This window comes from Lactococcus sp. FSL K6-0773, assembly GCF_038006485.1.
Lineage (GTDB): Bacteria > Bacillota > Bacilli > Lactobacillales > Streptococcaceae > Lactococcus > Lactococcus lactis.
In genome coordinates, this window is record NZ_JBBOVF010000001.1 from 2,016,795 (window position 1) to 2,032,682 (window position 15,888).

At 37.1% G+C, this 15,888-nt stretch carries 11 protein-coding genes and 2 rRNA genes; 6 read left to right on the forward strand and 7 right to left on the reverse strand.

Translation table 11 applies throughout. The features are described from left to right. Positions 1-77 precede the first annotated feature (77 nt). Both MHB61_RS10020 and rrf read left to right on the forward strand, forming a co-directional pair. Positions 78-2,978, forward strand: a 23S ribosomal RNA gene (locus tag MHB61_RS10020). Between the two features lie 83 nt (positions 2,979-3,061). After that, a 5S ribosomal RNA gene (rrf, locus tag MHB61_RS10025) occupies positions 3,062-3,177 on the forward strand. Between the two features lie 133 nt (positions 3,178-3,310). Here rrf and MHB61_RS10030 read toward each other — a convergent pair. Then, positions 3,311-4,201 carry a LacI family DNA-binding transcriptional regulator gene (locus MHB61_RS10030; RefSeq protein ID WP_003130574.1) on the reverse strand — a complete coding sequence of 297 codons (891 nt, stop codon included), beginning with the start codon at positions 4,199-4,201 and terminating at the stop codon, positions 3,311-3,313. Next, positions 4,201-5,010, reverse strand: coding sequence for a Cof-type HAD-IIB family hydrolase (locus MHB61_RS10035; protein ID WP_137016096.1), 810 nt, complete (start codon positions 5,008-5,010; stop codon positions 4,201-4,203). Before MHB61_RS10035 ends, MHB61_RS10030 begins: the two co-directional genes overlap by 1 nt. Positions 5,011-5,248: 238 nt before the next feature. Here MHB61_RS10035 and polA point away from each other — a divergent pair, with 238 nt between their 5' ends. Beyond that, positions 5,249-7,882: a DNA polymerase I gene (gene polA / locus MHB61_RS10040; protein ID WP_014570827.1), complete on the forward strand. Its 2,634-nt coding sequence runs from the start codon at positions 5,249-5,251 to the stop codon at positions 7,880-7,882. Positions 7,883-8,228: 346 nt separating this feature from the next. Next, the gene (locus MHB61_RS10045) at positions 8,229-8,981 is read left to right on the forward strand and encodes a tRNA1(Val) (adenine(37)-N6)-methyltransferase (RefSeq protein ID WP_003130577.1); all 753 of its coding nucleotides are present in this window, start codon (positions 8,229-8,231) and stop codon (positions 8,979-8,981) included. A 40-nt stretch (positions 8,982-9,021) separates the two neighbouring features. Here the strand turns inward: MHB61_RS10045 and MHB61_RS10050 are convergent, their stop codons facing one another. The 5 genes from MHB61_RS10050 to MHB61_RS10070 form a co-directional block, all read right to left on the reverse strand. Next, the gene (locus tag MHB61_RS10050; protein ID WP_014570826.1) at positions 9,022-10,026 is read right to left on the reverse strand and encodes a hypothetical protein; all 1,005 of its coding nucleotides are present in this window, start codon (positions 10,024-10,026) and stop codon (positions 9,022-9,024) included. A 141-nt stretch (positions 10,027-10,167) separates the two neighbouring features. Next, positions 10,168-10,392 carry a YkuJ family protein gene (locus tag MHB61_RS10055; RefSeq protein ID WP_003130579.1) on the reverse strand — a complete coding sequence of 75 codons (225 nt, stop codon included), beginning with the start codon at positions 10,390-10,392 and terminating at the stop codon, positions 10,168-10,170. Between the two features lie 107 nt (positions 10,393-10,499). Beyond that, positions 10,500-11,840 carry a glycosyltransferase family 4 protein gene (locus tag MHB61_RS10060; protein ID WP_003130580.1) on the reverse strand — a complete coding sequence of 447 codons (1,341 nt, stop codon included), beginning with the start codon at positions 11,838-11,840 and terminating at the stop codon, positions 10,500-10,502. Between the two features lie 125 nt (positions 11,841-11,965). Continuing rightward, on the reverse strand, positions 11,966-12,964 hold the full coding sequence (locus tag MHB61_RS10065) for a glycosyltransferase family 4 protein (protein WP_010906330.1): 999 nt from the start codon (positions 12,962-12,964) through the stop codon (positions 11,966-11,968). Between the two features lie 125 nt (positions 12,965-13,089). Next, a complete protein-coding gene (locus tag MHB61_RS10070; protein ID WP_003130583.1) occupies positions 13,090-14,316 on the reverse strand; it encodes a S1C family serine protease in 1,227 nt (408 codons plus the stop codon). Between the two features lie 375 nt (positions 14,317-14,691). On the opposite strand from MHB61_RS10070, the gene rlmH reads away from it, so the two are divergent. Together rlmH and MHB61_RS10080 are read left to right on the forward strand one after the other, a co-directional pair. Continuing rightward, complete coding sequence (gene rlmH, locus MHB61_RS10075; protein ID WP_003130585.1) at positions 14,692-15,171, forward strand: 23S rRNA (pseudouridine(1915)-N(3))-methyltransferase RlmH; 480 nt, start codon at positions 14,692-14,694, stop codon at positions 15,169-15,171. Between the two features lie 18 nt (positions 15,172-15,189). Beyond that, the gene (locus MHB61_RS10080; RefSeq protein WP_003130586.1) at positions 15,190-15,888 is read left to right on the forward strand and encodes a DNA alkylation repair protein; all 699 of its coding nucleotides are present in this window, start codon (positions 15,190-15,192) and stop codon (positions 15,886-15,888) included.

The following is a 15,888-nucleotide window of genomic DNA, read 5'->3' on the forward strand; positions in this document are numbered from 1 at the left end:
GATAAATAAACCAAAAGCTGTGAATTTTAAAGAATTTACAAACTTATACTTGAAAAACGATGATTATAAATCATCATGGCAAAGTTAATAAGGGCGCACGGTGGATGCCTTGGCACTAAGAGCCGATGAAGGACGTGACTAACGACGATATTCTAGGGGGAGCAGTAAGTACGCATTGATCCCTAGGTCTCCGAATGGGGAAACCCAGCTGCTACTAGCAGTTATTCATGAGTGAATACATAGCTCATGTAAAGGTAACGCAGAGAACTGAAACATCTAAGTACCTGCAGGAAGAGAAAGTAAAAACGATTTCGTAAGTAGCGGCGAGCGAACGCGAAGAAGGGCAAACCAAGAAGCTTGCTTCTTGGGGTTGTAGGACTGCAACGTGGACTTAAGCATTATAGTCGAATAACCTGGGAAGGTTAATCAAAGAGGGTAATAATCCCGTAGACGAAATAGCGCTTATACCTAGCAGTATCCTGAGTAGGGCTGGACACGCGAAATCCAGTTTGAATCCGGGAGGACCATCTCCCAACCCTAAATACTCCTTAGTGACCGATAGTGAACCAGTACCGTGAGGGAAAGGTGAAAAGAACCCCGAGAGGGGAGTGAAATAGCACCTGAAACCGTGTGCCTACAAGAAGTTCGAGCCCGTTAATGGGTGAGAGCGTGCCTTTTGTAGAATGAACCGGCGAGTTACGTTATGATGCGAGGTTAAGTTGAAGAGACGGAGCCGTAGGGAAACCGAGTCTGAATAGGGCGACTTAGTATCATGATGTAGACCCGAAACCTAGTGACCTATCCATGAGCAGGGTGAAGGTGTGGTAAGACGCACTGGAGGCCCGAACCAGGACACGTTGAAAAGTGTTTGGATGACTTGTGGATAGCGGAGAAATTCCAAACGAACTGGGAGATAGCTGGTTCTCTCCGAAATAGCTTTAGGGCTAGCGTCGAAATGTAAGTGTATTGGAGGTAGAGCACTGTTTGGGTGAGGGGTCCGTCTAGGATTACCAATCTCAGATAAACTCCGAATGCTAATACACATGTTCGGCAGTCAGACTGCGAGTGCTAAGATCCGTAGTCGAAAGGGAAACAGCCCAGACCAACAGCTAAGGTCCCAAAATATATGTTAAGTGGAAAAGGATGTGGGGTTGCACAGACAACTAGGATGTTAGCTCAGAAGCAGCTATCATTCAAAGAGTGCGTAATAGCTCACTAGTCGAGTGACCCTGCGCCGAAAATGTACCGGGGCTAAACATATTACCGAAGCTTTGGATTGATATTTTATCAATGGTAGGAGAGCGTTCTTAACCGCGATGAAGGTATACCGTGAGGAGTGCTGGAGCGTTAAGAAGTGAGAATGCCGGTATGAGTAGCGCAAGATAAGTGAGAATCTTATCCACCGTAAGACTAAGGTTTCCAGGGGAAGGCTCGTCCGCCCTGGGTTAGTCGGGACCTAAGGCGAGGCCGAAAGGCGTAGTCGATGGACAACTGGTTGATATTCCAGTACTAGATATGATCGTGATGGAGGGACGCAGTAGGCTAAGAGATGCCAGTTAATGGATTCTGGTCTAAGCAGTGAGGTGTGAGATGTGTCAAATGCATTTCTCTTTAACATTGAGCTGTGATGGGGAAGCAACTACGGTTGCGAACTCTCTGATGTCACACTGCCAAGAAAAGCTTCTAGCGTAAAGTCATATCTACCCGTACCGCAAACCGACACAGGTAGTCGAGGCGAGTAGCCTCAGGTGATCGAGAGAACTCTCGTTAAGGAACTCGGCAAAATAGCCCCGTAACTTCGGGAGAAGGGGTGCTGGTGTAAAAGCCAGCCGCAGTGAATAGGCCCAAGCAACTGTTTATCAAAAACACAGCTCTCTGCTAAACCGCAAGGTGATGTATAGGGGGTGACGCCTGCCCGGTGCTGGAAGGTTAAGAGGAGTGCTTAGACGTAAGTCGAAGGTATGAATTGAAGCCCCAGTAAACGGCGGCCGTAACTATAACGGTCCTAAGGTAGCGAAATTCCTTGTCGGGTAAGTTCCGACCCGCACGAAAGGCGTAATGATTTGGGCACTGTCTCAACGAGAGACTCGGTGAAATTTTAGTACCTGTGAAGATGCAGGTTACCCGCGACAGGACGGAAAGACCCCATGGAGCTTTACTGTAGTTTGATATTGAGTACCTGTAAGTCATGTACAGGATAGGTAGGAGCCATTGAAATAGGGACGCTAGTTTCTATTGAGGCGTTGTTGGGATACTACCCTTGACTTATGGTTACTCTAACCCGCTGGCATAATCGGCCAGGGAGACAGTGTCTGACGGACAGTTTGACTGGGGCGGTCGCCTCCTAAAGAGTAACGGAGGCGCTCAAAGGTTGGCTCAGATTGGTTGGAAATCAATCGTAGAGTGTAAAGGTAAAAGCCAGCTTGACTGCGAGAGCTACAACTCGAGCAGGTAGGAAACTAGGACTTAGTGATCCGGTGGTACCGCATGGAAGGGCCATCGCTCAACGGATAAAAGCTACCCTGGGGATAACAGGCTTATCTCCCCCAAGAGTTCACATCGACGGGGAGGTTTGGCACCTCGATGTCGGCTCGTCGCATCCTGGGGCTGTAGTCGGTCCCAAGGGTTGGGCTGTTCGCCCATTAAAGCGGCACGCGAGCTGGGTTCAGAACGTCGTGAGACAGTTCGGTCCCTATCCGTCGCGGGCGTAGGTAATTTGAGAGGATCTGTCCTTAGTACGAGAGGACCGGGATGGACTTACCGCTGGTGTACCAGTTGTTCCGCCAGGAGCACGGCTGGATAGCTATGTAGGGAAGGGATAAGCGCTGAAAGCATCTAAGTGCGAAGCCCACCTCAAGATGAGATTACCCATTCGTAAGAATTAAGAGCCCAGAGAGATGATCTGGTAGATAGGCTGGAAGTGGAAGAGTTGCGAGACTTGGAGCGGACCAGTACTAATCGCTCGAGGACTTTACCAAAAGAGTCAAATATAATATGCTTATGGTTTAAAAGTTAGAAGAATTGTTATTTAGTTTTGAATGTTCAAGGTAACATTTAATGATTTGGTCATCATTGCGATGGAGATACACCTGTTCCCATGTCGAACACAGAAGTTAAGTCCATCTACGGCGGAAGTACTTGGGGGTTGCCCCCTGGGAGATAGGCGAGTGGCCAAGTGAACTGGAGGAGCTATGGCTCCTCTTTTTTTATCTCGCTAACGAGATTCAAGAGATATGATGTATGAATAAATAAAAAAGACCTCTCGGGCCTTTTTTTATTTAACGATTTAGAATAAACTCTGATTTAATTGCTAGTTGCTGAATTTCTTTGGAAATAGCCAATTCAAATGCACAAGAACTACTTGTTGAAAGTGATTATTTACGGTTGGAATATTGAGAACCTGACCAGATATTAAGGATTCTTGGCCAATAATAATAGGTTTAGGTATTTTTTGTTGCTCAAACCAGCGCCAAACATTAGCAGCAATATCATCAGAATTAGCAAATATTGCATCAAATTGTGTAAGTTGGGGCCCCAATTTGTAACCGTCTGCTGAAGATACTGCACCCGTTTTTATTTGCTCATCTCTTACTTTTTCTTCGTATATTTCTTTATAGGTTTGGAGAGTAACAGATGTAGTTGGACTTTTATAACGTGCAAAGAGAAACCCAATATTATTACAATTTTGTTCTTGAAGCCATTCTAGAGCGTTTCGATATCCAATTTTTCTTTCTGCATAACTGGTGGCTATTTTTTTACTTTTAGGTTTATGGCATAAAATAATTGGGCCATATTTTTGGTATTTATGAACGGTTTGTTCAGAAACTTCCCTTGAGGTAAAAATTAATGCTTCAAATGCTTTTTTTCGGAGTTGCTCTAAGTATTGAATTTCTAGATTTTGGTCATAATTTGAAGGGAGGATGACGATTTTATAACCGGTTTCAAAACTTTTATCCAGAATTCCTTCTAATATTTGCCCAAAAAACGGATGCTTGACGTAGGGGAGGACAACTCCGATATTTTTTGTTGTACCAGCCGATAAATCCTGTGCGATTGCATTGGGAGTATAGTCAAGTTCTTTAGCTAAGTCCAAAATAATTTTACGTGTTTCTTTTGAAACATAGCCATTCCCAGAAAGGGCACGAGAGATGGTAGCTTTTGAATAGCCGCTAAGTTTCGATAAATCGGATAAAGAGGTCATTATATCACCTGTTCGTTAATGGTATTAATAGCTGATATTGCTTCAGCGACACCATGGTCAGTATTTTTTGCTACAACCATTTTAACATGTTTTTTGACCTCGGAGTTAGCATTATCTACGGCAATAGCGAGTCCAGCTGATTGGAGAAGTGGAATATCATTATGACCATCACCAATAGCGGCAATTTCCTGAAAGTCTAAATTTTTATTATCAAGTATTGATTGTACAGCGTCGGGTTTTGTTTTATTATCAGATGTAATTTCTAAATACCATTGTCCGCTTTGTTGAACTGAAATATTGGGGATGTTTAGATTATTTAGTTGAGCTTGAAGTTGTAAGAGTTCTTGAGAATCAAAGACAATCATCATTATTTTATATATTTCTGATTGACCATCAAAGGCTTTGATTTTAGGTTCTATACCTGTTATTGCTTTTTGGATAAAGGTTCCTTTGTCTTGTTTGTTAATGTACCAGTGAGCAAGACTGTACCAATTTAAGCTGACATTGGGAAATTCTGTTGAGATGTAATTTAATAGTTGTGAGACGGTTTCTGAAGCTAGGGGATTTTTATCAATAATTTTTAGTCCAAATTGATTTTGGGTGAAGGTTAGGTTCCCGTTAAAGGCGATTTGAGGGGTTGTGAGTTGTAATTTTTCTACAATATTGCTCATTTCTAAGGAACTGCGGGCTGAAACTAATGTGATTGGAAGTTCACTGTAATAAATAGACCAGTGGTTAGTGTCTGATACACTTCCGTGTGAGTCAAGTAATGTTCCATCCATATCTGTAAAAATGTGTTTAATTTTCATGTGATTAAGCTCCTTTGTTTGATTAAGTCTATTTTAAATTATGGAACGCGTTCCATGTCAAGGATTATTGATCATTTATTTTTAAAATAATTGAATGACCATGCTTAAAGTTGAGCAGTTCCAAAAGAAGTGGTGAAAATGTTATAATTTAGTAAAGCTCGTTTTTATGTGTTTTAAGATAATATTTACTTAGATGAATGGATAAAAGTATAGAAATATGGAAGAGATAGGAAATAAAATGGAGAACAAGGACAGACTTTTACTAATTGATGGGTCATCGGTTGCCTTTCGGGCCTTTTTTGCGCTATATAATCAGATAGATCGCTTTAAAGCGCCAAATGGGTTACATACTAATGCTATTTTTGCATTTCATACAATGCTTTCTTCATTGATGGAACGGATTGAGCCCACACATGTTTTGATTGCATTTGATGCAGGAAAAACAACTTTTCGTACGGAAATGTTTGCTGACTATAAAGGTGGACGTTCAAAAACACCAGATGAATTTCGTGAGCAATTACCTTTTATCAAGGAAATGATTGAGAAATTGGGAATTCGTCATTATGAGTTAGCTAACTACGAGGCTGATGATATTATTGGGACTTTGGACAAAATGGCGGAAGCCCCAATTGTTAATTTTGATGTTACTATTGTGACGGGTGATAAGGATATGATTCAGCTTGTGGATGGAAATACGCGAGTTGAAATTTCTAAGAAGGGTGTTGCTGAGTTTGAGGAGTTTACACCTGATTATCTTTTAGAAAAAATGGGATTGACTCCAGCCCAATTTATTGATTTAAAAGCATTAATGGGCGATTCTTCTGATAACTACCCTGGCGTGACAAAAGTTGGCGAAAAAACTGGTCTTAAACTTTTACAAGAGTTTGGATCGCTTGAAAATCTTTATGAAAATGTTGATTCTTTGAAAGCCAGCAAAATGAAAGAAAATCTAATTGCTGACAAAGAAATGGCCTTTTTGTCACAACAATTGGCAACGATAAATACGAAAGCTCCAATTGAAATTGGCTTAGATGATACGCTTTTAAAAGGTAAAAAGGTTGATGAACTTAGTCAATTTTATGATGAAATGGGATTTGCTCAATTCAAAAGTAAATTATTGGCTGAGGCTGGTGGAGAAGTTACTGACGAAAAAGTTGTTGACGAAATTGATTTTGAAATAGTTACTGATGGCTCTATCAGTGAAAAGGTAAATGCTGATGATTTCTTCTATTTGGAAACTTTAGGGGAAAATTATCATCGTGAGCAAATTGTGGCTTTTGCCTGGGGAAATGCTGAGAAAATTTATGTTTCTAAAAATATAGATTTACTGACAAAAATGAAGTTCCCTGAAAATACTTATGATTTCAAGAAAAATCGGGTACTTTTGAGTCACTTGGATATCGAATTACCTTTGGTCAAATTTGATGCAATGCTTGCAAAATATCTAATTTCAACAACAGAAGATAATAAAATTTCGACGATTGCAAGACTTTTCAATAGCGGACATTTGGCAACGGATGAAGAAATTTTTGGCAAAGGTACAAAAATTGCTTTACCTGATGATGCGGTTTTATTTGAACATTTAGCTCGTAAAATTAAAGTGCTTGCCTTGGCCAAAGAAAAAATGATGGCTGAATTGCTTGAAAATGAACAAGAGCATCTTTTATCTGACATGGAATTACCATTAGCAGAAGTTTTAGCAAAAATGGAAATTACAGGGATTGCTGTCAGCCAAAATACACTGGAAGAAATTGGTGCGGAAAATGAAGAAAAATTGGCTTCTTTGACGCGTGAAATTTACGACTTGGCTGGTGAAGAATTTAATATTAATTCACCAAAACAGTTGGGTGTGATTTTATTTGAAAAATTACAGCTACCGGTTGGAAAGAAAACAAAAACAGGCTATTCAACGGCAGTGGATGTTTTAGAAGACTTAGCTGCTTTATCTCCCGTTGTAGCAAAAATTTTGGAATATCGTCAAATCAATAAAGTACAATCAACTTATGTGAAAGGTCTGATTCCTCAAATTGCAGATGATGGAAAAATTCATACACGTTATGTTCAAGATTTGACTCAAACTGGACGTTTGAGCTCAGTTGACCCGAATTTACAAAATATTCCTGTTCGACTTGAGGAGGGACGAAAAATTCGTAAAGCTTTTGTCCCAAGCAAAGATTCACTTTTATTGAGTTCTGACTATTCACAAATTGAATTGCGGGTTTTGGCACATATTTCCGGGGATGAACATTTGATTGATGCCTTTAAACATGGAGCTGATATCCATACTTCAACGGCTATGCGTGTTTTCGGCATTGAAAAAGCAGAAGATGTGACTGCTAATGATCGTAGAAATGCTAAAGCAGTCAATTTTGGAGTAGTCTATGGAATTTCCGATTTTGGTTTAGCAAGAAATCTTGGAATTACAAGAAAAGATGCTAAAAATTACATTGAAACTTATTTTGAACGTTATCCTGGGATTAAAACCTATATGGAAAATATTGTTCGCGAGGCACGAGACAAAGGTTTTGTTGAAACAATGAGTCACCGTCGTCGTAAGATTCCAGATATTAATGCTCGTAATTTTAATGTTCGTGGTTTTGCAGAACGGACGGCTATTAATTCACCAATTCAAGGTTCGGCAGCTGATATCTTAAAAATTGCGATGATTAATTTGGATAAAGCTTTGAGTGCTCGTGATTTTAAATCAAAATTATTATTGCAAGTACACGATGAAATTATCCTTGATGTTCCTTTAGAGGAATTAGATGAAATTAAGGCCTTGGTAAAACAAACGATGGAAGAAGCGATTGAACTTGCTGTCCCATTAAAAGTGGATGAAAATACTGGTAAGACTTGGTATGAAGCTAAATAATAAAGATTATTGATAGAATTAAACCGTTCACTTCTTCATGTTTATTGACAAAATAAATAAAAACGATAATTAGCTGGGGCTGATTATCGTTTTTTAACGGGTACTGTTAGAAGAAAGGTTAGGGGCTATGTTAAAATACTCATTGCCCGTATCTTCACCCTTTTTCGGATTAGTAGAAAGGCAACCCGCTAAGCCCGATGGGACTTGATTGCCACTAGAACTTGGCAGTTTACTGCCGTAGAGAGTATGGACAATTCAGCTGACGAAGGGAGCGAAATAGTAATTAGACGGAGAGTCAACAGCACGAAATTTTGTTTCGCCTTACTGGCTGTGTTATAATAAAATTATGGAAAATATCGAATTGAACATGGATGAGAGAATTGATGAAATCGCCAGCAGTGGGGTAAAAATTATTCAAAGCCGAGAGGTTTTTTCTTTTAGCATTGATGCGATTTTGTTAGCTCGTTTTCCGCGCTTACCAAAACGGGGTAAAATTGTAGATTTATGTGCGGGAAATGGAGCTGTCGGACTTTTTGCGAGTTCTAAAACAAATGCTCAAATTATTGAATTAGAGATTCAAGAACGTTTGGCTGATATGGCAACTCGCTCAATTGAACTCAATGGACTTAATGACAGAATGTCTGTCATTAATGATAATCTTAATCGGGCGCTTGACCATCTTCATACTTCAAGTGCAGATTTGATTTTTTGTAATCCACCTTATTTTAAAGTGGATTCAGATGAAAGTCATTTAAATGAAAGTAAGCATTATACTTTGGCCCGTCATGAATTGACGACAAATCTGGATGAAATTTTTTCTGTCAGTAAAAAATTACTCAAAACAAACGGACATATTGCCATGGTTCATAGACCAGAGCGTTTTTTAGAAATTGTAGACAAAATGCGTGCTAATAATTTGCAACCTAAATGGATTCAATTTGTTTATCCTAAGGCAAATCAACCAGCAAATATTTTATTGATTGATGCGATTAAAGACGGCAAAGAAGGGGGCGAAATTTTCTTACCGCCTTTGATTGTTCATAATGATGACGGAACTTACACTGATGAAATTGATGAAATTTATTATGGAAAACATTAAAAAAAGTTACTGACAGAAATTTCTGTCAGTAACTTTTTTATTAAATCGCACTTGCTTGCGCCATTAATTTTTCAATGGCTGCATTTTGCACTTCTTCGAGTGTATTAGTGTCTGTAGCAGCAGGCTCTTTAAGTGTTTCTTTTAGTTTGCTACGCGTTGAGGCTAAAGAAATATCAAGGTCAGCACTTGTTTTTTCTTTTGTATTAGAAATACTACCAGTCAGTTTTCCAGTCATTTCATGAGATTTTTTATCTACAGTTAATTTAACAGAAAGTTTGCTGATATCAATATTTTTACTTTCTTTGATTAATCGCTCTGTTTGTTCTTTAGGAATAGAATAAGTAGCACTCAAATTATTGATTAAATCATTGAGGTCAATATCTTTACCAGAAAATTCCACAGTCACTTTATTTCCAGATTTGGTGAAATCAGAATTCGGAATCTCTTTATATTGTTTCTCTAAATCAGCTTCACTCATTTTTGAATTTGATTCAAAAAGTTGCTTAAGCGTTGATTCCCAGTTATCTTTAGAAGATTGAACATTTGAATCAAGCGTTTGCGAATCAATCAGCAAATATGATTTATTGAGACTATCAATCATAGCTTCGTAAATTGTAGCCGTATCCTCGGCAGAACTTGGAATTAAATCTTTATTGTTATCATAAAGTGATTTAATGTCTGAACTACTAATATAAAGCCCTTTTTGTGACATCATAAATCCTAAATCATAATCTTTTTTAGCGACTGTCAATTTTCCATCAAGAACTGCAAGTTGGTTAGTCTTATCAAGTCCAATATTAAAATCGAGTCCAGCACCCTTGTTAAAAATCTTGTTGAATTCAGAATTATCTCCACCACCATGAATTTTGAATTCATTAACATCAACTTTTACTTTTTGAGCATTATAGTCTTTAGAATTATTCAAGGCAACTGTATCTGAAATAAAGGCCTTTTTGGCCTCATCAGAGTTTTTAGTTGAGCAAGCAGAAAGGGAAAAAACTGCAAGTGCAGCAAGTCCCAAGGACATCCAAATTTTCTTTTTCATAAACATCTCCAATTGTATTTTATTGATATTCTACTATAAAAAATATAAAAGTTCAACAACATTTAAGAAATGTTAGAATTAAGATAAAAAAATACTGATGAAAGTTCTTAGGTTTATCCTAATCTTTTCATCAGTAACTTTTTAATAAATCATATCATAAATTTCAATGGCAACAAGGTCGATATCATCGAACAATGAAGCATCTTTTTGTTTAGGATAACGCAAAGCAAAAGCTTCATCTTCTGGACTGTAACTTACAGTAAGCATTACTTCGCCTTCACGTTCAAAATTATAAGTTTCTTTTGGGTCACCACCTTCAACCAAACGGTTTAAGCGATTCATAATTGCTAACAAATGTGATTTCATTTCTTAAAAATTCCTTTCGGTGTTCTGCAAAGCAAAACTCTGTTTTTATAAAATTGTTTTTTACTTCCAATTGTTTTTCAAAGGGACAGTTCTTAGGATTGACCCCATTAGTCCTGTTCTTTGTCCTTATCTATTTTAACATAACTTTGTAGATTTTTGGCAAGTTTACTGGCTTTTCTGGCAAAATATTTTGCTCGAATTTGTTCTCTTTTAAGTGAACGTTTAACAGTAACTGGCATTTGACGAATGGTATCTTCCATTTTCATTGGAAAACGTTCCGCCTCAATAGACTTAAGGTTATTGTATTCAATAATGATGTCAATATAGAAGAGATAAACTTTTTTAGCAAAATTTTCCGCTGAAATTTCATAAAGTTTCTTTTCAAATTTATCTTTATCAATGGGATGTAAATCACGAATTGCCTTTTTGGTAACTTCAGCTAAATCATCATCACCAATGAAGAGTTGTCCGAATTCATCGTCATTAATTAATTCAGACAAATAAGGATTTTTAGCAGCTAGGACTCTTGTCCCTGCTGCCATTGCTTCAAGATAAGTCAAGCCTTGGGTTTCTGAAGTAGAAGCAGAAATGAAGAAGTCAGCAGCTTTATAATAATAGGCTGTTTTCTCATTTTCAACTGGGCCTGTGAAGACAACTTTATCAGTAAGTTCAAGTTCTTTAACTAATTCTTTTAGATTTTCGGCATATGGGCCATGACCAACGATTACAAGTTTCACGGGAAACTCTTCTAAAATATCTGGTAATGCATGAATCACTGCTTGGATATTTTTTTCAGCCGCAATCCGTGAGAGACTGAGCAACATGATTTCATTTTCTGCAAGACCAAGCTCGACTCTTAATTTTGCTGTTTCTTCAGGTTCAATGTCATCACGTTTAAAACGGTCAATTTCAATTCCTGTTGGAATGACACGTTTAGGAAGAGTGACACCGTAACTATTGACAGTTTCCAAAACCATTTCGCTTGGACAAATAATCGCTTCAGTTCCACGCAGGAAATTACGAATAATGTATTTAACCATACTTGGACGGATTAAGCGTCCTTTGGCGATGTAGTAAACATAATCTTCATACTTAGTATGTAAGGTATGAATGACAGGGATGCGTAATTGAGCAGCAACCATTTTACCTAAAATTCCCATTCCAAATTCAGTTTGCGTATGGATGATATCTAAATCATAGTCTTTAGCAATTAAATAAGCAGCAAAAACACCTTTGAGGACAATTTTACGTTCTGCTAAGCTCACAAAAGGAATGGATTGCAGCCGAATAATATTTCGTTCGTGGTCCACATCAGCATTTGGATCTGTTGTTGTAAAAATGAAAACCTCATGCCCTAATTTTTCAAGCTCTAGGGCCAAAGTGCGAATACTTGTTGCTACTCCACTGATTTGTGGAAAGTAACTATCTGTAAAAAGTCCAACTCTCATAAATAAATTCCCGTTTATATTTCTGTAAATTTTTTATTTTTTTACTGACAAGAATTTTAGTAAGAAAATTTTACTGACAGCTTGGTCAGCAACTACTTTTTCTTTCTGTCAGTAATTTTTAAAAATTAAAGTTCTAAAGTTTGCTGATAAGCATCAGCTAATTGTTGGGCAACTTTTTCAATTGTCCGACTTTCAGCTACTTGATAAGCCTCTTTTGTCTTGTCAACCTTTCCATCTAAAACATCCTGAAGTTGATTGACAAAACCTTCAACATCTGTTGCCATACTTACACAAGTTGAATCAAGCCAGCCATGATAAACTGGGATGTCTCGAACGACAGTTTTTTGGTGACTAGCAAGTGCTTCAAGAACAACGATTCCTTCAGTTTCTTCTCGAGAAGGGAAAAAGAAGGCATCTGCAGATGACATGGCTCCTTCAAAAATATCTCCCTTGATATAACCTGGGAAAAGAACATTTTTCGGATGATTTTTCTTAACAATTCGACGAATCCAACCAGGAATAGTCCAAAGATTTTGATAACCAAACCAAATGAAAGTCACATCGGGCATTCTTTCAGCCACTTTAATAAAATCATCTATCCCTTTACGTTTAAAATAAAGGGCAGCTGTCACGACAACTTTTTGGTCAGATTTTAGTGAAAAATATTCACGGAAGGCTTGCTCTTTGGCTTCACTTCGAGAATATTTAGTCAAATCAATTCCGTTTGAAATAGGTAAGATTGGACATTTAATTCCGTAAGAACGGAGCAAACTAGCAGAATAATCAGTTGGTGTAATGACTAAATCAGCAGCACGATAAAAGTGCATTAAATATTGTTTAAAGAAAGGAGCAGCAATATTTGAGCCAATAAAGGAATTTTGAAAATCTTCTTTGGTCGAATGACCATGGAAGATTACTTTTTTTCCAGCTTTTTTTGCTTTCTTTAACATTTTCCAACTGCTAAAGCCATAAGTATTTAAATGGAGGATATCGTAATCATCCTCAGGATTTTTTGTCCAGTCAATGCCCATTAAATCAAGGGCGCGTTGTTGATGTTTCATTGCACGACCAATTCCTGAATGACTCAAAAATTGTTCGGCTTCTAAGTAAAGTAAAATTTTCATGCTTAACTTTATTTTACCATAAATCAATAAAAGAAAAATGGAAATTTATTATTTTTAAAAATTTCAGACTTTAGTATGAAAAAAGCCTTCTATTTACAGAAGACTTTTATTAAATTATTAAGTTATTAATTAGAAGAAGATGAACTGCTTGTTTCTAAGTCACTGGTTGATTTAGAAAGTTTAACATCTGCTGTATTTGATTTACCATCACGATAATAAGTAACTTTTACTGTATCATTGATATTGTGTGAGTAAAGAGCACTTTGCAAGTCTGTTGAAGAAGTTACTGCTGTATCGCCAACCTTTGTAATTACATCTCCAGCTTTCAAACCAGCTGAGGCAGCAGGAAGTCCAGATTGGACGGAGTAAACAACAACCCCACCTGTTACACTGCTTGGTAGTTTCAATTGAGAACTGTCATTTGTTGATAATTGTGAAAGGTCAACCATTCGGATACCTAAAGCAGGGCGTGAAATCTTACCATCAGCTTCAAGTTTATTAATGATATTTACGACATCATTAGAAGGAATCGCAAATCCTAAACCTTCGACAGAAGTAGAACCATCTTCAGTTGTTGTAATTTTACTTTGAGTAATTCCAATAACTTGCCCTTCAATATTAATCAAAGCCCCTCCAGAGTTACCAGGGTTAATGGCAGCATCTGTTTGAATTGCATTGATATTAGTTGTTTGACCATTTTCTTGGGTCAAAGTCACTTGACGGCTTGTTGCAGATAAAATTCCTTCAGTTGCGGTGTTTGCAAATTGACTACCTAAAGGTGAGCCAACGGCAATGGCAGGTTCACCAATTGTTAATTTACTAGAATCAGCGAATGTCGCCACATCTTTGACATGTTCAGAACTGATTTTAAGAACAGCAAGGTCTGTGTATTCATCATAACCAACCACAGAAGCTTTGACTTTTTTTCCACCAGAAAGCAGAACATCAAGTGAGCTATTACCAGCAATAACGTGGTAGTTAGTTACAACGTAAGCATCACCACCAGATTTTTTGTAGATGACACCAGAGCCTTCACTAGAAAGCTGTAAGCCATCAGTCGATGAACTTGAACCGCTATTTCCACCAAAAATTGAACTGAAGTCACTACTTTGTGAGTTATCTTTTTGATAATTCATAACAGAAACGACAGAATTTGAAACTTTTTTAATTGCAGAGGTAACATCGGTATTGACATTTACCGAAACGTTACTAACCTTTGTACTAGTTGTATTTGAACGACTATTATTTGCCGATTGATTTGTAGTGCTTTGATAGATTGCACTTCCTCCAAGTGCGATGGCTCCGCCCACGACACCTGTTAATAGCAATTTTCCTATATTAGCTTTTGCCATAAATAATTCCTTTCAATTATTACTCTTTGTAGTATTTCTATGATGTAATTATATCTACTCTCACTTAATAATACCTTAAAAGTAACAAAAATCAAACTAATATAGTTTCTCCACATTTTTGTGGATAATCTAAAAATTAATGAGGATAAGTGGATATTTTAATAAAGTTTTCCACAGAAAAGTGGAAAAAAGTAAAAAAATGTTGATAAATCATGTTTTCATCTTGTTTTCAATGGGGGAAAAGGGTAAAATTATAAAATAAATTTAAGAATTTATAAATGTTTTTATTCTTGAAAGTGTAAAAGTAATCAAAAAACTGGGGAAAAGTTGTTAATTTTTAAGTAATAAAGTTTTAATTTAGAGAGAAAAATAAAAATGAAGATTAAATTAGTAGTTGTTGGAAAACTTAAAGAAAAGTATTTAAAAGATGGAATTGCTGAATATGTTAAACGAATGGGAACGATGCTGCCACTTGAAATTATTGAGCTAGCGGATGAAAAAATTCCAGATAATGCTTCCGAAAAAGAAGCAGAGGCGTTGAAAAAACGTGAAGGTGAGAAAATTTTATCACGGATTCAAGCAGGAGATCAGTTAGCTATTTTAGCCATTCAAGGAAAATTAATGTCATCAGAGGAAGTGGCTGATTTTGTGAAGAAAGCTGAAGTTTACGGAACAGGAAATCTTGTTTTTGTAATTGGTGGTTCTTTAGGACTTTCAAAGGAAGTCTATCAACGAAGTGATTTGCAAATTTCTTTTGGGCGGATGACACTTCCTCATCAACTGATGCGTCTGGTTTTAGTAGAACAAATTTATCGGGCACAAATGATTAATCGAGGTTCGGCTTATCATAAGTAAAAATTTGAAAGGAATGAAATGATTAATATTATAGAAGAGTTTCGTCAATATAAGAATGAAGAAAATGCTGAAAAACAAGCAGCATATTTGCGTCACCAGTTTGAGTTTATTGGTTTAAAAACGCCAGAAAGACGTCTTTTGGCAAAAGATTTTCTAAAGGAAAAAAAGGCAGATAGGCAAATTGATTGGGAGCTTGTTTTTGAATTTTGGAATTTGCCTGAGCGTGAATTTCAATATCTGGCTTTAGATTATCTTCATCAAATGAAGAAATGGGTTATTTTTGATGACATGGAAAAGATAAAAAAATTGACTGTCAGTAAATCATGGTGGGATACGGTTGATGCTTTAGATGAATTAGTTGGTCATCTTTTACTGACAGGTCGTAAACAAGCGACCGAAAATGACTCAACTGCTTATGAACAGGTCAAGACTCTCGTGAAAGAATGGGCTCAAGCCGAAAATTTTTGGATTCGACGAATTGCAATTGACTGTCAATTAAGCTTTAAAAATCAAACAGATTTAGAATTACTTTCATATAATATTGAAAAAAATCTTTTAGGAAGTTCTTTTGCTGATGAATTTTTTATTACGAAAGCAATAGGTTGGGCTTTGCGAGATTTGGCAAAAACAAATTCTGCTTGGGTCATAAAATTTATTGAAGAACATGAAAATAAAATGGCGAAACTTTCAATTCGAGAAGCAAGTAAACATCTCTAA